The sequence below is a fragment of the Bartonella sp. B39 genome (genome assembly GCF_053795145.1).
Window position 1 is genome coordinate 1,838,039 of record NZ_CP200036.1, and the last position, 21,967, is coordinate 1,860,005.

Genomic DNA, 21,967 nt, shown 5'->3' on the forward strand with positions numbered 1-21,967 from the left:
TCAATGTTTCACGTGAATCATTATTTACCAATACAGAACTCTGAAAAAATAACATCAAGCAAATCTTCAACATCTATATCTCCCGTAATTTTCCCAAGAAAATCACTCGCACGTCGAAGATGTTCTGCACGTAAACTTAAATCAAGAGAAGTATAATTCAAAGAAGACTCAATTTCTCTAACAGCTTCTTTTAATAACTGAAGTTGTCTTTTACGTGCTGGAAAAAGATTTCCAATTTCAGAAGCACGACGTAAACAAAACGACTCAAGTTCCTTAATAAAACAGTCAAAATTTGAACCAGTTAACGCAGAAAATTGTATAAACCAATGTTTTTTATTATCTATATAAAGATCAAGCTTATTACCAACATGCCATATTTCAGCTGATGTTTCTGGTAAATCAACTTGCTTAGGATTTCCCATATCATAAACTAAAACAACTAAATCAGCATCTCTAACATGCTGTTTTGCAACTTCTATTCCAAATTGTTCTATTTTATTTTCTGTTTCCCTAAAACCAGCAGTATCTGTGAGAAGAACTGGTAAACCACCAAAAATAAGTCTCATTTCTAAAGCATCACGGGTTGTACCTTCTTCTTCTGTCACAATAGAAATAGGTCTCCCAGCCAAACGATTCATAATGCTTGATTTTCCAGAATTTGGAGCCCCTACAATGACAACTTTTAACCCATCACGTAAGATACTAGCACGTTCTCCTTCATTAATATGTTCTCGAAGAGAAATACAAAGATATTCTAAATTTTTCCAAACTTTATCAGATAGCGAGTTTGGAATATCAGTTTCATCGGCAAAATCAAGTTCTGCTTCAATAAAGGCACGTGCTTTCATAAGTTTATGACGCCAATCACGATAAAGCGTTGTTAAACGTCCGCTCGTACCCATAATAGCTAAACGTCGCTGACTTTCAGTTTCTGCCTCTATTAAATCAGCAAGACCTTCTGCTTGAACAAGATCTAATTTTCCCTCCATAAATGCACGACGAGAAAATTCACCTGCCTCTGCAATACGGCATCCAGAAAATGTAGACAATTCATCGAGAAAACGATTAACAACGGCTTTTCCTCCATGTAAATGAAACTCTGCACAATCTTCTCCCGTGAAACTATGAGGAGCAGGAAAAAAAACAGTCAAGGCAGAATCTAGAAAGCTACCATCACGAGCAGTAAGATTTCCGTAATGCATAAACCGCGCTTTAGGTAAGTAACCACAAAGCGTCCTAACAACATTCACAACATGAGGGCCAGAAAGCCGAATGACTGCAACCCCTGAAGGCAATAACCCACTCGAAACAGCAAAGATTGTATCCACAGGATATATCCTAAGAAAAAAACTTAATGTTTCTATGTATTCATTGAATCAAAAAATTCGCTATTGTTTTTTGTTTGTTTTAATTTATCAATTAAAAATTCAATTGCATCAGTTACATTCATGGGTGTTAAAATACGACGAAGTACAAAAATCTTGTGCAAATCTTGCCGCGCAACTAAAAGCTCTTCCTTACGCGTTCCGGATTTCAAAATATCCATAGCTGGGAAGATACGCTTATCAGCAACTTTACGATCAAGAACAATTTCTGAATTACCTGTTCCTTTGAATTCTTCAAAAATAACCTCATCCATACGACTACCAGTATCAATCAAAGCCGTTGCAATAATAGTTAAAGATCCACCTTCCTCAATGTTACGTGCAGCACCAAAAAAACGTTTAGGACGCTGTAGAGCATTAGCATCCACACCACCTGTCAAAACTTTACCCGATGAAGGAACAACCGTATTATAAGCACGCCCAAGACGTGTAATGGAGTCGAGAAGAATAACCACATCACGTCCATATTCAACAAGACGCTTTGCTTTTTCAATAACCATCTCGGCTACTTGAACGTGACGTATTGCTGGTTCATCGAAAGTAGAAGAAACGACCTCTCCTTTTACAGAACGCTGCATATCAGTAACTTCTTCTGGTCGTTCATCAATTAAAAGAACAATAAGATAACATTCAGGATGATTAGTTGTAATAGAATGAGCAATATTTTGAAGTAAAACCGTTTTTCCTGTTCGAGGAGGTGCTACAATTAATCCTCTCTGCCCCTTTCCTAATGGAGATATTAAATCAATTACTCGTGATGACATATCCTTTTCTGTAGGATTTTGTATTTCCATCTGAAAACGCTCATTTGAGTAAAGAGGAGTGAGATTATCAAAATGAATTTTATAACGAATTTTTTCAGGATCTTCAAAATTAATTGTATTAATTTTAAGAAGAGCAAAATAACGTTCACCTTCTTTTGGACTACGTATAGGACCTTCAACGGTATCACCTGTTTTTAAAGAAAAAGACTGAATTTGTGCGGGAGAAAGGTAAATATCATCAGGTCCTGGAAGATAATTAGCGTCAGCAGATCGCAAAAATCCAAATCCATCTTGTAAAACTTCAACGACTCCCTCTCCAATAATTTCCACGTCTTGCGAAGCAAGTTTTTTCAAAATAGCAAACATTAATTCTTGTTTTCGCATCAAAGAAGCATTTTCAACTTCTAATGTTTCAGCAAAAGAAACAAGTTCAACGGGATTTTTACTTTTAAGTTCTTGTAGTTTCATTTCTTGCATGAAATATGCTCTTTAAGTGATGGGGGATAGTCATTAGATTAGATCTGGAAGAATTAAAGAATGAAATATTCTTATAAGAAAAATTCATTGTACACTCAATTTTTTCAATCTGCAAGCATCATTTATACGAATTATTATCGTATAAAATTATTTAATTTTATAAAAAAATCAATTATATAAACTGAAAAACTCAAAAATGAACTATCTTATAATAATATTTTAAGGAAAATTACATAAAAAATCAATTTTCATAAGAAAAATACAAAATTATTTTATAATCACTAATTAGATACAGATTTATATATATTATATTTAAAAAATATAAAAATTTATTTTTAATTTTCCTATGTTTTTATATATTAATAAATTTTTATAAAGATAGGATTTTTATTATTTATACCTGTGTTTAATGTGAATTATTAATTATACTTTTTTATCCTCAATTTTATCCACATAATATAAAATAAAAAACACAAGCATAATATGACCTTGAAGGCATTATCCATGTTATTCTCTCATGAGAATGATTTCAATTATCACAACTATTTAATTTGTGCATAAAAATAGAAAATTTTTGCTAAATTTTAGTTTCACAAAAGATGCTGAGCATATATACACATATGTTAACAAGGAGTTAAAATTTTTGTGATAAAAGAAAAAAAATGCTTTCATTTACACATGCTTTCTGATGCAACGGGAGAGACATTAATCTCTGTTGGAAGGGCGGTTGCCTCACAATATACAATGAGCCAAACAACAGAGCATATCTATCCTATGATTCGTAATGAAACGCAGTTACAGAGAGCTCTTGATGAGATACAACAAGAGCCTGGTATTGTTCTTTACACAATTATTGATAAAAAGATTAAACTTCTTCTTAAAAGAAGATGTGAAAAAATAAACGTTCCCTGTATTGACATATTGCATCCTGTTCTCGATGCTTTTCAGTCTTATCTTGGAACGCCAACAAATTTACGTGCAAGTGCACAGCATGATCTCAATGCAGATTACTTTCGTCGTATTGATGCATTAGATTTTACAATAGAACATGATGATGGACAATCTTCTAGTGATTTATCAAGTGCAGATGTTATCCTTGTAGGAATTTCAAGAACATCTAAAACACCTACGAGTATCTATTTAGCAAATCGTGGAATCAAAACTGCTAATATCCCTCTTATTCCGGGTATTGATTTACCAGAAGCTGTTTTAGAAGCAAAAAATGCTTTAATTATAGGTCTAATCGCTTCAGCTGAAAGAATCTCACATATTCGTCAAAATCGAGATTTGGGAGAGTGTTCTGCTATTGAAAGCTATACTGATAGAATCAGCATAGCTGAAGAATTGACTTATGCAAAACGCATTTGTGAACGTTTTGGTTGGCCTATTATTGATGTCACAAGACGCTCTATTGAAGAAACAGCTGCTGCTATATTTGAACTTTTATCGCGATTCCGTGAAGAAAAATGAGAAAAATATGGTAGCAGCTACACTAATATTAGCATCTCTTAGTCCTTATCGTGAACAATTATTGAAAAAAGCAGGCTTAAATTTTTTCATCGAAGGAGCCTCTTTTGATGAAAGAGAAGTAGAAAAATCAGTAAAAACAAAGACTCCTAAAGAACTCAGTTGCTTTCTTGCAAGTGCAAAGGCAAAAAATGTTTCTGATCGCTTTCCTGATGCTTTGGTCATTGGTTGTGATCAAGTGCTTGATTTAGGGGGGCAAGTTTTTCATAAAGTTACAAGTAAAAAGGAAGCACATCAACGTTTGTGCTATTTATCAGGAAAAACACATTCTCTTCATAGTGCAGTGGCTTTATTTCAAAATGGTCAAGAAATTTGGGTAGAAGCTTTTAGTGCACATATGACAGTACGTTCTCTTTCATCAGAGTTTATTGAACGTTATTTAGAAAGTGTGGGGACAGATGTTTTAAACAGCGTGGGGGTATATCAAATTGAAGGAGAAGGAATCCATCTTTTTGAAAAAATTGATGGAGATTTTTTTACCATTATTGGTTTACCCTTATTGCCTTTACTCGTAAAATTGCGGCATTTAGGAGCTATTGATGGTTGATGTGAGAATAAATTGTAAAAAAACAATTTTTCCACGTGCTTTTGTTGTTGGTACACCTATTCACCATTCAAAATCACCAAAAATTCACAATTTTTGGCTTAAACAATATAATTTACAAGGTGAATATCTAGCACAGGAAGTAGCTCCTGACAAATTTACAGATTTTTTTGCATCTATACAGGAAAGAGGTTTTTGTGGGGGAAATGTCACTCTACCCTATAAACAAGAGGCTTTTCATTTAGCAAATCATAAAGATAATGTAGCAACCATAATTGGTGCTGTTAATACACTGTGGTATGAAAGAGATAAACTTTGTGCCACAAATAGTGATGCCTATGGTTTTTGCGCTAGTCTTGATGATTCGGTTTCTGATTGGGTTGGGGAAACAGCTCTTGTTTTTGGTGCAGGTGGTGCTGCACGTGCTATCTTATATGCCTTAAAAACACGGGGATTTGAACGTATTTTCTTGCTTAATCGTACAAAACAACGTGCTGATGATTTAGCTGAGCATTTCGGAAAACCTGTTGAAGTTCACGATTGGCATAGTGCTGATGAAGTATTTTACCAAGCTGATTTAATTGTCAATACGACTTCTGTGGGTATGACAAATCCACACGAAGAAAAAAATGATTCTTTCTTTTGTGATTTTCATAAAACAAAGACAACAACAATAGTGACAGATATTGTTTATACACCATTGATAACACCTTTTTTACAACAAGCAAAAGCGCATGGTTTAAGGATAGTTGATGGGCTTGGTATGCTTTTACATCAAGCTGTTCCCGGTTTTGAACGATGGTTTGGGATAAGACCACAAGTTACAAAGGCGCTACGAACAGCAATCTTAAAGGATATGGGTGAAGAGACAGGATGAAAATTATAGGGTTGACCGGATCAATCGCTATGGGAAAATCAACAGTCGCTGATTTTTTCAAACAAGCTGGTATTTCCGTTTTTAGTGCTGATGATGCAGTACATCAACTTTATAAGAGTGAGCCAATTTTGTCGCTCATAGGGCGTATATTTCCTAGTGTTGTTGAAAATGGTAAAGTTAATCGCTTAAAGCTTTCTGAGATTTTGATTAACGATAATAAAAAATTACAAACATTAGAAAAAATAATTCATCCTTTGGTACGAAAAAAAGAAAAAGAGTTTATTGACACAGCACGCCAACAAGGAAAAAAATTAATTGTTCTTGATATTCCACTTCTTTTTGAAACAAATGGTGAAAAACGTGTAGATAGTGTGGTGGTTGTTTCTGCACCATTAGCAATACAAAAAGAGCGTGCCATGATTCGTCCAAATATGAATGAAAAAAAATTTGCTTTTATTAATGCTAAGCAAATGTCTGATGAAAAAAAACGAGAATGTGCTGATTTTGTCATTGATACGGGAAAAGATTTAGAGAGTACACGTCAACAAGTTTTTTACGTGATAAAAAGTTTACTAAAGAATTGAAAGAATGCGTGAAATTATTTTTGATACAGAAACAACGGGTTTAGATAAAGAGAAAGATCGCATAATTGAAATAGGTTGTGTAGAGATGGTTGATCGCTATCTTACAGGACGCCGATTTCACGTTTATTTAAACCCACAAGGCGTTATTATTCCTGATGAAGTTGTAGCCATTCATGGATTGACTAATGAGCGCTTGAAGAATGAAAAAAGCTTTAGTGATATTGCCGATGAATTTTTGGAATTTATCAATGGCGCAACGATGATCGCGCATAATGCGAGTTTTGATATTGGCTTTCTTAATGCAGAATTAGGACGAGCAAATAAACCGCTTATCAGTGTTGATAATATTCTTGATACATTGGCTATGGCACGGCGTAAATTTCCTATGGGGCCTAATTCTCTGGATGTTTTGTGCAAACGTTTTGGAATTGATAATAGCCATCGTATTCTCCACGGTGCTTTGCTTGATGCAGAGATCCTCGCCGATGTTTATATTGAACTCATTGGTGGAAAGCAGGGCGTATTGGGTTTTGTGAACAAGGGAAGTGTTGATAAGGATATCCAGAATGACAAAGATCCCCCCTATGCAGTTAAATTTCGTCCACAGGCTTTACCTTCAAGACTAAGTGCGCAAGAAAGAAGCATGCATGCTGATTTTATTAATAAAATGGGTGAGAAAGCTTTGTGGAATGATTTCAAAATCCCTGAATAATTTTCTCACCTTCTTCTTAGGAAGATTATTTAAAAATCTAGAGAGAAAAAAATCTCTGAAAATAATGGCTCAAAAAAATACGGTCGTTTTGGGGAGGGGAACACCACAACGACCCTGTCGCTACATCGTACCTCAGCTATCATAGGAGGAGCAAAATGAAAGCTATTATATCCTGTAACAGCAAAGAAAAGCTCTAGGTACTGAATATAAATTGTAACGACTCCATACTTTATGAAAATAAAAAATGGCTTTTTAGAGGCAATTCGATAAATTTTATAAATAAGGGTAAAAAAATATATAAAAGTGAATTGTTTTTTAGCCGAAATGGAGAAATGAAATTGTTATGAAAACAACAGATCATATTTTTTTGGTTGATGGATCGGGTTATATTTTTCGTGCTTATTACGCTTTACCACCTTTAAGGCGCAAAAAGGATGGACTTCCTGTAGGGGCCGTAGCTGGTTTTTGTAATATGCTGTGGAAATTGCTCTGTGATGTACGCAATATAGCCACCGGCGTTGTTCCAACGCATTTTGCTGTTATTTTTGATTATTCATCTGATACATTTCGGAAACAAATTTATCCACAATATAAAGCGAATCGAGAGACACCTCCTGAAGAGCTTATTCCTCAATTTTCTTTAATACGCCAAGCAACAAAGGCTTTTAATTTACCTTGCATTGAAAAGGAAGGGTTTGAAGCCGATGATTTGATTGCTACCTATGCACAACTGGCAACAAAGGTTGGAGCAAAAACAACAATTATTTCTTCGGACAAAGATCTTATGCAATTGGTGAGTGCGCACGTATCCTTATATGATGGAATGAAAGATAAGCATATTGGTATTTCTGAAGTTATAGAAAAATGGGGTGTCGCGCCTGAAAAAATGGTTGATTTGCAAGCTTTGATTGGAGATCCGACAGACAATGTACCAGGTATTCCAGGCATTGGCCCAAAAATTGCAGCCCAATTGCTGGATCAATTTGGTACACTTGATCTTTTGTTGCAGCGCGTAACAGAAGTTAAGCAAACAAAACGACGTGAAAACATTCAAATTTATAGTGAACAAGCAAAAATTTCTCGTGAATTGGTTCGGCTTAAAACAGATGTGCCTATAGACAATGATTTGGATGATTTTGTTTTAGAACCACAAGATGGCCCGCGCTTAATCGCTTTTCTTAAAGCAATGGAATTTACAACATTAACACGTCGCGTAGCAGAGGCAACAGAATGTGATGCAGAAGTTATTAATGCACTCGATATAAACGTTAATTGGGTTAATTTTGCACAAGGGTTAGAGCATGATGTTAAGAAAGATGAGAGGGTATTTTCTCATGATTTTTCTGAAAATTCTCCACAATTGTTAGCACAAAAACGTAAAGATCAAGCTCTGTCTCAAAAAATTACAATAGATGCCTATACGACTATTCTTGATGAAGAAATTTTGAAAGATTGGTTATCAGAAGCACAAGAACAAGGTTTTTTCGCTTTTGACACTGAAACGACTTCCCTTGATCCACTGCAAGCAAAGCTTGTTGGTTTTTCATTGGCATTACAGCCGGAAAAAGCAGCCTATGTACCCCTTGAACATGTTGAAGGGAAAGATGATCTTTTAGGCGGTGGGCGTGTTGTCGGGCAAATTGAAACACAAAAAGCTTTGGCACTTTTAAAGCCAATATTAGAAAATCCAGCAGTATTAAAAATTGGTCAGAATATAAAATATGATTGGTTGGTGATGAAACAACATGGCATTGTGATATGCTCATTTGATGACGCTATGCTTTTGTCATATGCTTTAGATGCTGGGACTTTAACACATAACATGGATGATTTATCTAAGCGTTGGCTTGGACATAAACCGATTTCTTACAAGGAGTTAACGCATAACGGAAAAAAGATTACTTCTTTTGCGCAAGTGGATTTAAAACAGGCAACCCTTTATGCTGCGGAGGATGCTGATGTAACGCTCCGTTTATGGCGAGTTTTAAAACCGCAGCTTGTGGCTCAAGGAATGACAAAAATTTATGAGCGCCTTGATCGACCAATGATAGAAGTTGTTGCAAGAATGGAAGAACGTGGGATTCTTGTTGATCGGCAGATTTTATTGCGCCTTTCAGGAGAATTAGCTGAGGCTGCTTTTATTCTAGAAGAGGAAATTTTTCAGCTAGCTGGTGAAAAGTTTAATCTTGCCTCGCCAAAGCAATTAGGTGATATCCTTTTTGGCAAAATGGGCTTACCTGGAGGCGCTAAGACCAAAGGTGGTCAATGGTCGACCTCTGCTCAGACCTTAGAGGAGTTGGCTGCTGATGGTCATATTTTGCCACGTAAAATTATTGATTGGCGTCAACTTGCAAAACTAAAATCTACTTATACAGATGCTCTGCCTTCTTATATTATGCCAAAAACAGGGCGTGTTCATACAAATTATTCTTTGGCAACAACATCAACGGGACGCTTATCATCATCGGAACCAAATTTACAAAATATTCCAGTAAGAACAGAAGAGGGACGTAAAATACGGGCGGCTTTTATTGCTCCAAAAGGACATATGCTACTATCAGCTGATTATAGCCAGATTGAATTGCGCATTCTTGCGCATATTGCCAACATTACGGCATTAAAAGAAGCTTTTGCACAAGGTCAGGATATTCATGCTATAACGGCATCACAAATGTTTGGGGTTGCGATAGAGGGTATGCATTCGGATATACGACGACGTGCAAAAGCCATTAATTTTGGTATTATTTATGGTATTTCAGCTTTTGGATTAGCCAATCAATTAGGTCTTTCGCGACAAGAAGCAAGCCGTTATATTCAACTTTATTTTGAAAGATTCCCAGGGATTAAAGACTATATGGAAACGACTAAGACATTTGCGCGCCAAAATGGTTATGTAGAGACAATTTTTGGACGTCGTATCCATTATCCAGAAATAAAAGCAGCCAATTTACGGGTACGTGCCTTTAATGAACGGGCTGCTATCAATGCTCCGATTCAAGGATCAGCAGCGGATATTATTCGCCGTGCCATGATTCAAATGGAAGATGCTTTAGAAACAGAAAAATTGTCAGCAAAAATGTTGTTGCAAGTGCATGATGAATTAATTTTTGAGATACCGGAAAATGAGAGTGAAAAAACCATGGCTGTTGTTAAAAAAGTTATGGAAAATGCTACAATGCCAGTCCTTTCTTTGTCTGTACCACTTGAAGTGAAAGTCATGGTTGCTCAAAATTGGGGTGAGGCGCATTAACCTTTTTGATGTATTTTGTTTTAAGAATGGTCATTGCATTGGCAAGGTTAAGATAAGCTTTGATAGGCAAATGATCTGAGGCGATACGTGCAAGTGGTGAATTATGGTTTTCAATATTTGTCACCAATTGATGGGGAAAAGCAAAAATTCTATCAAGGGCTAGAAAAGGAAAGCGAGAAGGAAAACTTGGCACAGTTCCAAATGTGCTGTCAAAATAAGGAGATAAATGGTTTAAAGAAGAGCCTTTTCCCACTCGCCATTCATTGAAGTCTCCAATAAGGAGTGTAGGTATAAGGGGGCGTTTTTGTAGAAGTGTAAGAAGCATTTTTGTTTGCTGATTGCGAGAATGGCGTAACAAGCCAAAATGAGCAGCAATAACACGAATAAGACCTGTGTCCATTTCCAACTCTACAATTACAGCACCACGTGGTTCAATACCAGGAAGAGTGACTTGTAAGATATCGTGTACACATCCTTTTCGCACAAAAAGAGCGTTACCATGCCAACCATGACCGTTAGGTGACATGGGATTCAGAGGCACTCGAATCAGTCCCGTTTCAGTTTTTAACAGATGAAGATCAATCAAGCCAACGCGTTCACCAAAACGTTTATCTGCTTCTTGAAGGGCGAGAATATCAATTTGCAATTCAGCAATAACACGAACAATACGCGTAGGATTAAAAACCTTATCAACACCCACGCATTTATGAACATTATAGGAAGCGACGGTAAGATCATAATGGTTATTCCGATTGATTATATCTGACCGATAATAAGAGCGATTGTGGATGGCATTTAAAAGGGAGCTACGGAGTTTTTTCTGGATAAATGCGGTGAACCAAGGAAATTTTTGCTTGTAAGGCATCTTTGTCATTTTGTGAGAAAAAGGGTTATTACCTAAGGGGTAAAGGGTAAATGATGGTGCCAAAAACAAAAGAACCCTGCTTCCTTTGAGAAACAAGGTTCTTTAATTATAAGCTACGGCATTTATAATCAGTCACGGTTTGAGCCAAGAAACTGAAGTAAGAAAACAAACATATTGATGAAATTAAGATAAAGACTCAGCGCACCCATAATGACTTTACGACCTTGGGTATCAACACCATCTCCTTCATAGTACATTAATTTTATGTTTTGTGTGTCGTAAGCTGTTAAACCAGCAAAGATCAACACGCCAATCACAGAGATAGCAAATTGCAAGGCACTTGATCCAAGAAAGATATTCACAACCATAGAAAACAACAAACCGATCAAACCCATAAAAAGGAATGAGCCTATCGCTGTGAGATCACGCTTTGTCGTATAACCATAAAGTGAAAGAGCACCAAAAGCTGCAGCTGTAATAACAAATGTTTGTACAACACTTTCTGTTGTATAACGTAAAGTGATGGAGGACAGTGAGAGTCCAACGAGAGCAGCATATCCAAAAAAGAGGCTACGGGCCGCACTAGTACTCAATGTGTTAATTCTAAAACTGAGGAAGAATACCGCCACAAGTGGTGCAAACATAACAATGTAGGAGAGTGGCGATGTATAAAATGTTACTCCGAATGGAGTCAAGTAAACACTTTTACTAATCTGAGCGGCTGCCTGGCCCATATCTGCCGTCGTTGCCAATGATGCAATTGCATAAGCAGCAGCGGCCGTAATAAGCAAACCAATGGCCATTGTATTATAGATACCCAGCATATAGCTGCGCAATCCTTGATCAATTGATGCATCGGCATGAGAAACAGACGCCGAACGTAAATTTTTAAAATCAGCCATAATATAAAGTCCTTTAGCATATGTTCCACCAGATGTCGGGGTTAAAAATTTATACTGCTAAAACAGCAGGCTTGTATAAACTCCGACTTGGCTTATACAAAAAACCCCAGGCGCCGCTGGTGAAATTCCAGCATACCTCCCCCTATTATGGGGATTTATTTTAAAATTACAAGAGATTTTCGTTGGAAAGAAACCTTACAAATTGGTAAGAAAAAGTCTTATTTTGAATAAAACCACCGAGTCCTTTCTTATAACACTTTTGCGAGGGAATAAAAGGTTAGAATATGCGTTTTTCTTTGTTGCTCATAAAATTTCAAATCTATTAGGCACGACTATTTTTGCGTTTATGAAGCTACAAGAAGCACCAATCATTATATTTTAAAATTCTCAATATTGCATTTACAAACTTCATGGAAGGCATATTGTACTATTTAGAACAACATTTTCAATACATATACCGATTCATCTATTGATCTGTCATTGAACATTTCTTCTATATTTAAAATAGATGAGTTAAGTTTATAATTGGGAAATATGCAAAAAAATATAGAAATGATTTCATAAGAAGAATTTGTGCAAGTATTTTAGTATAACAACTATAACCATTAAGAAAACAACGCGGAAAATAAGAAAGTAAGAAAATGTTGTTTTTTTTAACAAACAGGCCGTTCTTTGTGCTCTAAAGGCATAGCTGTAGAGATAACAGAATAGAATATTTTTAACAAAATTATAACGGAAATAAGAAACGATTTCCAAAATATAGGGTAAAAATACTAGGGTATGAGGATGTACATATCTCATCAAGTTGTATAAAATACGATTATTCATTTCCAAATGAACAAACTTTTATTCAGAGAATTTATGATTTGAAGAATGTTTTGTTTTTATCCAGATACGTAATTCCTCAATGAAGATAGCAATAACGCCAAGTGTGATAAAGCTATCTGCAAGATTAAAAATAGCAAAATAAAAAATATCATCAATATGAAAAAGGATATAATCAGTAACATGATGAAAACGAATACGGTCAATAAGGTTGCCAATTGCTCCACCAATGATAAGGGTAAGGCCAAAGCACGTTAAAGATTTATTATATTCAACCTTTTTCCAGGACCATAAAAGAAAAACGATAATAACAAGCGTAATGGCGATAAGTCCCCAGTGAGAAAAAGAAGAAAAAAACGAAAATGCGATACCAGAATTACGCACATGGTAGAGGGAAAGAAAAGGAAGAAGCGGTTTTGCTGTTCCTAGAAGCATATTGTGCATAACCCAGTGTTTTACTGCTTGATCAACTCCTACTGTAAGCGCCAAACCAAGGAGGAAAAAGGGTAGTGATTTACGCATCATATTTGGGCCTCATATGCTACAGTGTTAAATAAGGACGGCGGATTTCATAAAGCATGAGAGCTGTTGCTATTGCTAGATTAAGAGAATCAGCGCGTCCACTTTGTGGAATACGTGCGAGTTTATCGCAACAACTCGCAAGAATATCTTGTAAACCTTGTTTTTCATTTCCCATGAGAAGTATAATAGGGCCATTTTTGAAATTAATTGTACGATAATCAGTAGATCCCTTGAGATGTGTGCCAACAACTGTACCTTTTAAATTTTTAGACCAGCTTAAAAAGGTGCTTTCATCACAGCGATAAAGTGGTATGGAAAAAATTGATCCCATGGTTGCTCGTACTGTTTCGGGTGAGAAAGGATCTGTTGTCTCGCCGATCAAAATAACGCCTTTAGCTCCCACAGCATCAACAGTGCGAATAATGGTACCAAGATTTCCAGGATCACGCGCCCGATCAAGTGCAACATAAACATCTTCAACTCGTCCTGTTATCATTTCAAGTGGTTGCCATTGTTGTTTAAAAATACCAATAACTGTTTGTGGATTATTGCGTCGGGTAATGGATTCCATCACCTTTTGCGAAGCTTTAATGACAAAACCGCCATTGGCTACAGTCCGTGCAGCGGTGTTTTCTATAGTAGTATTGCCAATTTTGTTTTTAGAAAAAATAAGTGTTTGTATAATCCAACCGAGATCGAGAGCATCAATCACCAATTTAAGTCCTTCGGCCATGAAAAGACTTTCTCGATTACGGTTTTTCTTTTGGCTGAGTGCTCGAATATCTTTGATAATGGGATTGCTAAGGGAGATGATTTCTTTAACTTTACCGGTTTTTTGTATATACATATTCAAGCAATCCAACGGCTAAAAAGAGAAGTAGAAAGGGCGCGTCCAGCGACTTCTTCACGCAAAATCAGTTCTCCTGATTCGACTGTACCGCCAAGATTTATCAATTCATCACGCATTAAAGCATGAAGTGCGTAGAATGAAGCGCGAATAGAATAAGCTGTAAGAACGATCGCAAGAGGTTTATCAGAGAGAAGTTTACGACAGCTTGTAATCATAGCCGGTAAGTGATCAAACAGTTGCCAAATTTCGCCATGAGGCCCACGCCCATATGCAGGAGGATCAAGAAGGATCATATCATAAGTTTTTTTACGACGCAGTTCGCGCTCAACAAATTTTACAGCATCATCGCAAATCCAACGAATAGAGCGATCTGACAATCCCGCTTTTTCTTGATTGGCTTTTGCCCAAGCGATGGTTTTTTTAGAAGCATCAACATGTGTAACATTTGCACCTGCGCGCGCGCCAATCAAAGAAGCAATACCTGTATAGCCAAAAAGATTGAGTAATTTGATTGGACGTGTAGCTTTAATAATTTGTTCTTCTATAAAGCGCCAATGAGCATCTTGTTCAGGAAAGAGACCAACGTGACGAAAAGAAGTAAAGCGACCTAGAAAAGACAAACCATTCCAAGCAAGTGGCCAAGTTTCACCAAGCGGTTTTTTGGGGAAATGCCAACGACCAACACCCTCTTCATCGAGGTTGCCGGTGAAAATAGCATCAACATTAGCCCAATACTTTTGTGATAAAGCAGGTTTCCATAATGCTTGACCTTCTGGTCGAATAATGCGGTAAGCTCCATAACGCTCTAATTTTTGTCCATTACCAGAGTCAATGAGAGCATAATCTGCACTCATACTGGTTTCTAAAATAAGAGGTAATTTTTCCTGCGGATATCTATCGTTTTGGTGAGGCTGAGAGCATTGTGCAGGCATATTCACTACCATGATACAGGTATTTTAAAAACTGGTATTAAAAGGCTCTTAAATTATTCGTAAGAATGCAAAAGCTTAAAGTCAATTAAAGCATGTATAGGAAAAAAGAGAAAGAGCACTTTTAATTCTGTGTTGAATACCGTCGGGAAAAAATTCCTCTAAAGTACTATTGCACCATATCTGTAATCGATATTTTCAATTTCTCGAGTTCCGCTTTGCTTTTTTTGAGAGCTTTTTTGCATTTACGGTACGCAAACCAATTGATTAGGCTTCCTAATAAAATACCAAGACCAAAAAAAATAAAAAGCCATATAAAAAAAGGAGCGTGATAGGTAAAATTTTCAGAGTGTATTCGAAAAGGATCAAGGGTTAATGTAACCATCTGACGGTTAGCTAAGATAAAAGCAAGCAAAAGCGCTGTAGGAATCAGCAAAGCAATTGTTAAAAGGACACGTTTAATTGTCATAAGTTTACTCATTGATTAAGTCGATCACGCAAATCCTTGCCAGTTTTGAAAAAAGGAATCCATTTTTCTTCAACGACGACGGCTTCACCTGTTCGTGGATTGCGGCCGTTACGGGCTGAACGGCTTTTAACAGAAAAAGCTCCAAAACCACGAAGCTCAACACGATTACCATTCGAAAGTGCTGTTGAAATTTCCTCAAAAATGGCGTTTACAATATTTTCCACATCACGTTGAAAAAGATGCGGGTTCTGACGGGCAATAATTTGCACAAGCTCTGATTTAACCAAAATAGCCTCGCTTTCATGTAAAAAAGGTTCTCTATAATTATAATTGCGCATTTTATGCACACACATTACAACATATAAACGAATGAAAGCAAAATAAAACTAAGAAAAAACAAATTGCAAGAAACAAAATTTGAAAATACCTCTTATAAGGAGTATACAAGTTGCAAAAAGCGGAACATTTAAGAGATTAGGGTAGTATGTCCGTAAACAATCATTATGGAGTTTTTTCAACAAAATCCTCTTTTGGAGATGTTTTTAAAAAAGCATCTCGTCATTCTCGCCGCATTAGCGTATTAAAATTTTTTTTACCTATTTTAGCATTGGTTATAGCACTCGTTTTTTGCTGGTTTACATTTTTCTTTGTTCCCGTTGCTTCTGACGACTCTGTGACTGCGGGTAATGGAGAGGGAGAGATAATGAAATTGACGATGCTCAATCCAAAGTTAGAAGGTTATACGCGCTCTCATGAACCTTATTGGCTGAAAGCGGAAAAGGCATTTCAAGATCGCACACGTGCTGGAGTAATTGGGCTACAAAACATTACAGCTGAGGCGCTTGTAAGCAAACAAAGACGGGTTTTTCTTGATGCACAAGGGGGAATGTACGATAATATGAATGGCTGCTTGCAATTGGATAAGCCATTCACTATTACCACGAGTGATGGAACGATTGCGCAATTTATGGCAGCAAATATTAATTTATCAGAGGGGCAATTAAAAACAGATAAAGGTATCAATATCCAGCGTGCGGGCTTTCATCTTACAGCAAACGCTTTGCAAATTCGAGAAAAAGGACAAAACATGTACTTTCATGGTGGTGTGCATTTAGTACTTGATAAACAATGAAAGAGTATAAACACGATAAGCGACTGTTATGAAAGAGAAGTTATGTGTGTATATAAACAAAAGAATTGTGGATGATGAGATGAAGCTGAAGGAACCATACAAAAAATATTTAGGCATTTCTTTGGCTTTAAGCTTGGGATTATTAGGGTCTGGAACAGTTTTCGGATATGGTGAAGTGGCTCATTTTGGAATTAATTTATCAAATGACAAAGAATCAGTGGAACTCTATGCAAATTCCTTAGAAATACGTGATAAAGAAGGGATAGCACTCTTTAATGGTGATGTTTCGGTAATTCAAGGTGAACGTCTTCTGCGAACAGCAAAATTAGTTGTTTATTACGATAAAGCACATAAAGGAGCTGATAAGAGCCAGACAGATATAAAGGCATCATCACCTGCCTGGTTTGGTTCGACGGGTATTAGGAGAATGGAAGCTTTGGGAAAGGTTTACATAAAAATTGCCACGCAAGTCGCTACAGGTGATAAAGGCGTTTTTGATGGAAAGACAAAAATAATGAGCTTAACAGGGAATAACGTTGTATTAACCGATGGTGATAGTGTAGCGACAGGGTGTAAACTAATAGCAGATATGAAAAGTGGAAAGGCTTTTCTAGAAGGTTGTGAGGCGCCTAAAAAAAAGGGTCGTGTTTCTATCGTTTTTAAACAAAGTCAAAAGAATGGCCATTAAGGTTTCATGTTTGGAATCAAAAGAAAAAAACAGACGGATAAATGTGCTCTTGCAAATGAAGGTTTAAGAAAGCGCTTAAAGGGGACTTTAATTGCCAGCCATTTGGTTAAGATTTACCGTGGAAGACAGGTTGTTAAGGGTGTTTCTTTTGGTATTCGTACTGGAGAGGCTGTCGGTATTTTAGGTCCCAATGGTGCGGGAAAAACGACTTGTTTTTATATGGTTACGGGTCTTATTAAATCTGATGGAGGATCCATTAAAATTGATGGATTTGATATCACCCATCTTCCGATGTATCGACGTGCTCGTTTAGGAATTGGGTACCTTCCACAAGAAGCTTCTATTTTTCGTGGTCTTTCAGTAGAAGATAACATTAAAGCTGTTTTGGAGATTGTTGAAAAAGATCGCCTTAAACGGCGTGAAGAGTTAGATAGCCTTTTACATGAATTTAAAATTGAACATTTACGTAAAATGCCAGCTCTTTCCTTATCAGGGGGTGAGCGTCGGCGTTTAGAAATCGCACGTGCTTTAGCTTCTCGTCCCAATTTTATATTACTTGATGAACCATTTGCAGGCATTGATCCTATCGCTATTTTTGATATTCAGCAGCTTATTCGTTATTTAACTAGGCGTGGAATTGGTGTTTTGATAACGGATCATAATGTGCGCGAGACACTAGGGCTTGTTGACCGTGCGTATATCATTTACGCAGGACAAGTATTAGTTCACGGCTCTCCTAACGATATTATCAATAACGCTGATGTACGCAGAATTTATTTGGGAAATCAATTTTCTCTCTGATTGTATAGCTTCTATAAGTCTTGATTTAAGTTTAAATAGGTCAATGTGGTGAACAGAAACATCATTTCCACATATTGAGTTATTTAAACTAGTTCCACGAAGGTAGATGAATTTTATTTTGATCTTTATGATCAAGAACAAGAGTTATACCATTGCAAAAACTGTTATGACATTGTTAAAAGCTTTAAAATAAATAAATAGATGTAGTTTAGTTTTTTGGATACAAAAAGGAGAAAATAGGCATTTTTTAAAGGAGATAGCAATAAGATATTCTCTGAAGATTTTATTTATATTACCATTGCTAAGAAGCCTCTTATTTATGTCAAAGCTTTTTTGATTATCATAACTTTAAACTGAGTTTTTGCTGAGTATTGAAAAAGGACTTCATAAAGGTGAGATAATTTTATGATTTTATCAGTTCGGTTTGCTTTTGATTGTACCATAGAAAAGATATTATTGGATTAACCTGATAATGAATGATAAACGAGACCATAAATAAATGGGCGTATTGTTGGAAGGTATATAGATATTAGATATTTTTCTTTGTTGAATCAAACAACATATCGATGATGCTGTTTTGGATATTTTTACAGTAAATCATGAGTTGTATATTACAGTTGTCAAATAGGATTTGTTGTATTTTGTTGGTTTGCATTACGCATTTAAAAGTGGATGCACAGCTGCGAATATAAGGATAAGTCTGTGAACTTCTTTAAAACAGCCATAGTATGATTTAAAAATTTTAGATCATTCTGGTCGTATAGCACTCAAGCCACACAATACGCACAATAATTGTCAAAATAAAGTGCCATCTTACCTCGATACGCTTCTCACTTTATAGGAGCCGGTTCTTAAAAGGAAAAATAATATCTGATGAAGAATTGTACACTAACTATTATAATGAAAAGGTCGATAAATTTATGAATGATCGTATTTGCTGGTACCGTAGGGAAGTTAATTTTACGGACAAAATCATTTCCTCTTTTTTCATGCTATTAATTTGGATCTGAATTACTGTCTATTTTTGCGCTGAGAGTGATATTTAATGAATTGAACGATCACTCGTTATAAATTGAAAAATAAAGTCACATGCGATGATGCAAGAAAATGAAATAACTTTAGATAACACCGTTTACAAGTTTATAGATGAGCGTTTGAGTGTGTAAAAGGAAAATTAAAGTATGAATTTGAGTGAGTTAATTGCACCGGAAGCAATTATTCCGGCTCTTAAGGCGAATTCGAAGAAACAAGTTCTGCAAATTTTAGCAGAAAGAGCGGCTGAGCTGACAGGTTTGAGTGAACGTGTTATCTTTGATGTTATTTTGCAACGTGAAAAACTAGGTTCAACGGGTTTAGGTGGTGGTATTGCGATTCCTCATGGAAAATTGCCGGATATTAACCGAATCGTTGGTATATTTGCACGCCTTGAAAGCCCAGTTGATTTTGAAGCTCTTGACGATGAACCGATTGATCTTATTTTTCTCCTTTTAGCACCTGAGAATGCGGGTGCAGATCATTTAAAGGCTTTATCACAGATTGCACGTGTTTTACGTTATGCTGATGTTGTACAAAAATTGCGCAACACCCACGATGCCAATGCGCTTTATGCTTTATTAATTCAAAATTCAGAATCAAATGCAGCTTAAAGGACATGATAATGTACTTTTATCGATGGTGTACTACAGAACAAAGTTAGAAAATAATATAATCTGTACTTAAGGAATCTAAACCACTGATCGCATCATGTGATTTTAAAGAAATTGCTTGCGGTAAAAAGTGTGGTTTATTTCTTAACAGGATGATGTTATACTCATACCTTGTTTTGAGTTCCAATTGCCTCAAGAGCTAGATTTTTATAAGAAAAACAAAATTTATAGAATAAAATCAAAAGGTTGTTTTTTTAGTCTGGTTATTGAATAAAAAATTTATATTTTAATAACGATTAAAAGGTCACAATTAAAGGTAAGAAAATTGTTTTGATCGGCGTAAAAGTATTTTGCTTTTTGAAAAGATTGGAGCAACTACACTAGAGTACTGACGAGTTTTTGTAGAGTTTTTCCAATGAAGAGAATCTTGTTAGAGATTAAAGAAGTGAGCTAAATAAAGATGTTTGAAAAGACTGTTATTGCTGCATCTGTAATAATTCTGGTTATTTCCGGGTCAGCATGTGCACAAACGCCAAGCCGTTTAAATCAATTTGAAGCTTGGGGGGCCTATTCTTATAAATCGCCAGAAAATGCAATTTGCTATGTGTTGTCAGTACCTTTAGAATCTCTTCCAACGACAGTTAATCATGGCGATAATTTCTTTTTGGTAACCAAGCGCTCGAATTCTCCTGTCTCGTTTGAACCACAATTTATGGCTGGTTATACACTTAAAGAAGGCTCAAAGGTCACAGTTACCATCGGAGATAAAAATTTTGATTTTTTCACGAAAGATTCATCCGCTTGGTTAGCTTCATCAGAGCTAGAAAAGCAGCTTGTTTCTGCTATGCGTGCTGGAAGAAATATGACGGTGAAGGCCATCTCAAAGCGGGGAACCTATACCACCTATACTTATTCCTTAAAAGGGGTAACTGCTGCATTAAATGCAGCACAAAAATGTCATTAAGGTCTCTCTGTAACTCTAAAATAGCAATATAAATTGGAAAGCAATGGCCGTTTCATATGACCTCAGACCGATTGGTGCATGCTTAGCACGAGAATCAAAAAATATTGTAGTGGAGGAGAGATCCAAACCCTCTTTAATTGGCTTGTTGCAAGATGAAATGGTTGAAGCTTTAAAGGCGATCGGTGTTCCGGAGCGTCAAGCGCGTATGCGTGTACGTCAACTTTGGCATTGGCTTTATGTGCGTGGTGTTTCAAATTTTGATGAAATGCTCAACATTTCTAAGCAAATGCAAGAAATGCTTAAAAATCACTTTTCCATTGCGCGTCCTGAAATTGTTGCAGAACGGATATCAAAAGATGGTACACGTAAATGGCTGTTACGTTTTCCTGCACGTGGAGCTGGAAGACCTGTTGAAGTTGAAACGGTTTATATTCCTGAAGAAGGGCGTGGTACTTTATGTCTTTCATCTCAGGTAGGGTGTACGTTAACTTGTTCTTTTTGTCATACAGGAACACAAGTGCTTGTTCGCAATCTAACATCGGAAGAAATTTTGGCACAATTATTGATTGCGCGTGATTGTTTGGGTGATTTTCCTGATAGGAATATCCCTGATGGGGCAATTGTTCCAGTTGAAGGGCGCAAAATTACCAATATTGTTATGATGGGGATGGGGGAACCACTTTATAATTTTGAAGCAGTCAAAAAAGCTTTATTAATTGCTTCTGATGGAGATGGACTCTCTTTGTCAAAACGTCGAATTACTCTTTCAACCAGTGGAGTGGTTCCTGAAATCATACGAACAGGAAAGGAAATAGGGGTAATGTTAGCGATTTCACTCCATGCGGTGCGTGATACGCTACGGGATATGCTTGTTCCAATAAACAAAAAATACCCGCTTGCACTGTTAATGGAAGCTTGCCGTAATTATCCAGGTCTTTCGAATGCTAAGAGAATTACATTTGAATATGTTATGCTGAAAGATGTAAATGATAGTTTGGATGATGCCAAACAGTTGGTTCAATTACTTAAAGGTATTCCTGCTAAGATCAATTTGATTCCTTTTAATCCATGGCCAGGGACGAATTACCAATGTTCTGATTGGGAACAAATTGAGTGTTTTGCCGATGTGGTTAATCAAGCAGGTTATGCCTCACCTATTCGAATGCCGCGCGGACGCGATATTTTGGCTGCGTGCGGTCAGCTTAAATCTGCTTCAGAACGTTTACGTAAATCTGAACGTTTGCAATGAATGAT

21 protein-coding genes are annotated in these 21,967 nt (G+C 36.4%); 12 read left to right on the plus strand and 9 right to left on the minus strand.

The genetic code is table 11. The features are described from left to right. Positions 1-20: 20 nt before the first annotated feature. Both mnmE and rho read right to left on the minus strand, forming a co-directional pair. Positions 21-1,328 carry a tRNA uridine-5-carboxymethylaminomethyl(34) synthesis GTPase MnmE gene (gene mnmE, locus V4P57_RS08420; RefSeq protein ID WP_455466079.1) on the minus strand — a complete coding sequence of 436 codons (1,308 nt, stop codon included), beginning with the start codon at positions 1,326-1,328 and terminating at the stop codon, positions 21-23. Between the two features lie 32 nt (positions 1,329-1,360). Next, entirely contained in the window at positions 1,361-2,626 is a 1,266-nt protein-coding gene (gene rho / locus V4P57_RS08425; protein WP_241437853.1) for a transcription termination factor Rho, read from the minus strand. A 645-nt stretch (positions 2,627-3,271) separates the two neighbouring features. Between rho and V4P57_RS08430 the strand changes: the two genes are divergently transcribed. From V4P57_RS08430 to polA, 6 genes are all read left to right on the plus strand, one after another. Continuing rightward, positions 3,272-4,096: a pyruvate, water dikinase regulatory protein gene (locus tag V4P57_RS08430; protein ID WP_455466080.1), complete on the plus strand. Its 825-nt coding sequence runs from the start codon at positions 3,272-3,274 to the stop codon at positions 4,094-4,096. Positions 4,097-4,103: 7 nt separating this feature from the next. Then, positions 4,104-4,700 carry a Maf family nucleotide pyrophosphatase gene (locus V4P57_RS08435; RefSeq protein WP_455466081.1) on the plus strand — a complete coding sequence of 199 codons (597 nt, stop codon included), beginning with the start codon at positions 4,104-4,106 and terminating at the stop codon, positions 4,698-4,700. Continuing rightward, positions 4,693-5,574 (plus strand): shikimate dehydrogenase, encoded by an 882-nt coding sequence (locus V4P57_RS08440; RefSeq protein ID WP_455466082.1) that lies wholly within the window; start codon positions 4,693-4,695, stop codon positions 5,572-5,574. Before V4P57_RS08435 ends, V4P57_RS08440 begins: the two co-directional genes overlap by 8 nt. Then, positions 5,571-6,158 carry a dephospho-CoA kinase gene (gene coaE / locus V4P57_RS08445; protein WP_455466083.1) on the plus strand — a complete coding sequence of 196 codons (588 nt, stop codon included), beginning with the start codon at positions 5,571-5,573 and terminating at the stop codon, positions 6,156-6,158. The genes V4P57_RS08440 and coaE overlap by 4 nt, the downstream gene beginning before the upstream one ends. Positions 6,159-6,162: 4 nt before the next feature. After that, complete coding sequence (dnaQ, locus tag V4P57_RS08450; protein WP_455466084.1) at positions 6,163-6,870, plus strand: DNA polymerase III subunit epsilon; 708 nt, start codon at positions 6,163-6,165, stop codon at positions 6,868-6,870. Between the two features lie 343 nt (positions 6,871-7,213). Further along, positions 7,214-10,120 carry a DNA polymerase I gene (gene polA / locus V4P57_RS08455; protein ID WP_455466085.1) on the plus strand — a complete coding sequence of 969 codons (2,907 nt, stop codon included), beginning with the start codon at positions 7,214-7,216 and terminating at the stop codon, positions 10,118-10,120. Here the strand turns inward: polA and V4P57_RS08460 are convergent. The 7 genes from V4P57_RS08460 to ihfB all read right to left on the minus strand — a co-directional run bounded on the left by V4P57_RS08460 (position 10,086) and on the right by ihfB (position 15,769). Beyond that, complete coding sequence (locus V4P57_RS08460) at positions 10,086-10,994, minus strand: endonuclease/exonuclease/phosphatase family protein (RefSeq protein ID WP_455466992.1); 909 nt, start codon at positions 10,992-10,994, stop codon at positions 10,086-10,088. The genes polA and V4P57_RS08460 overlap by 35 nt on opposite strands. Positions 10,995-11,113: 119 nt before the next feature. After that, positions 11,114-11,887 carry a Bax inhibitor-1/YccA family protein gene (locus V4P57_RS08465; RefSeq protein ID WP_455466086.1) on the minus strand — a complete coding sequence of 258 codons (774 nt, stop codon included), beginning with the start codon at positions 11,885-11,887 and terminating at the stop codon, positions 11,114-11,116. 846 nt (positions 11,888-12,733) lie between these two features. Beyond that, a complete protein-coding gene (lspA, locus tag V4P57_RS08470) occupies positions 12,734-13,237 on the minus strand; it encodes a signal peptidase II (RefSeq protein ID WP_455466087.1) in 504 nt (167 codons plus the stop codon). 16 nt (positions 13,238-13,253) lie between these two features. Next, positions 13,254-14,081, minus strand: coding sequence for a TrmH family RNA methyltransferase (locus V4P57_RS08475; protein WP_455466088.1), 828 nt, complete (start codon positions 14,079-14,081; stop codon positions 13,254-13,256). 2 nt (positions 14,082-14,083) lie between these two features. Beyond that, a complete protein-coding gene (locus V4P57_RS08480) occupies positions 14,084-15,016 on the minus strand; it encodes a class I SAM-dependent methyltransferase (RefSeq protein WP_455466089.1) in 933 nt (310 codons plus the stop codon). Positions 15,017-15,182: 166 nt separating this feature from the next. After that, positions 15,183-15,482 (minus strand): lipopolysaccharide assembly protein LapA domain-containing protein, encoded by a 300-nt coding sequence (locus V4P57_RS08485; RefSeq protein ID WP_455466090.1) that lies wholly within the window; start codon positions 15,480-15,482, stop codon positions 15,183-15,185. Positions 15,483-15,490: 8 nt separating this feature from the next. After that, positions 15,491-15,769: an integration host factor subunit beta gene (gene ihfB, locus V4P57_RS08490; protein ID WP_455466091.1), complete on the minus strand. Its 279-nt coding sequence runs from the start codon at positions 15,767-15,769 to the stop codon at positions 15,491-15,493. A 197-nt stretch (positions 15,770-15,966) separates the two neighbouring features. On the opposite strand from ihfB, the gene V4P57_RS08495 reads away from it, so the two are divergent. The 6 genes from V4P57_RS08495 (at position 15,967) to rlmN (ending at position 21,962) form a co-directional block, all read left to right on the plus strand. Next, positions 15,967-16,614: an LPS export ABC transporter periplasmic protein LptC gene (locus V4P57_RS08495; RefSeq protein WP_455466092.1), complete on the plus strand. Its 648-nt coding sequence runs from the start codon at positions 15,967-15,969 to the stop codon at positions 16,612-16,614. A gap of 79 nt (positions 16,615-16,693) precedes the next feature. After that, positions 16,694-17,302 (plus strand): LptA/OstA family protein, encoded by a 609-nt coding sequence (locus tag V4P57_RS08500; RefSeq protein WP_455466093.1) that lies wholly within the window; start codon positions 16,694-16,696, stop codon positions 17,300-17,302. Positions 17,303-17,308: 6 nt separating this feature from the next. Further along, positions 17,309-18,103 carry an LPS export ABC transporter ATP-binding protein gene (gene lptB, locus V4P57_RS08505; protein ID WP_455466094.1) on the plus strand — a complete coding sequence of 265 codons (795 nt, stop codon included), beginning with the start codon at positions 17,309-17,311 and terminating at the stop codon, positions 18,101-18,103. Positions 18,104-19,284: 1,181 nt separating this feature from the next. Further along, positions 19,285-19,749, plus strand: a complete 465-nt coding sequence (gene ptsN, locus V4P57_RS08510) for a PTS IIA-like nitrogen regulatory protein PtsN (protein WP_455466095.1) — start codon at positions 19,285-19,287, stop codon at positions 19,747-19,749. 460 nt (positions 19,750-20,209) lie between these two features. After that, positions 20,210-20,713 (plus strand): invasion associated locus B family protein, encoded by a 504-nt coding sequence (locus tag V4P57_RS08515; RefSeq protein ID WP_455466096.1) that lies wholly within the window; start codon positions 20,210-20,212, stop codon positions 20,711-20,713. A 43-nt stretch (positions 20,714-20,756) separates the two neighbouring features. Continuing rightward, a complete protein-coding gene (gene rlmN / locus V4P57_RS08520; protein WP_455466097.1) occupies positions 20,757-21,962 on the plus strand; it encodes a 23S rRNA (adenine(2503)-C(2))-methyltransferase RlmN in 1,206 nt (401 codons plus the stop codon). The last annotated feature ends 5 nt before the right edge of the window (positions 21,963-21,967 follow it).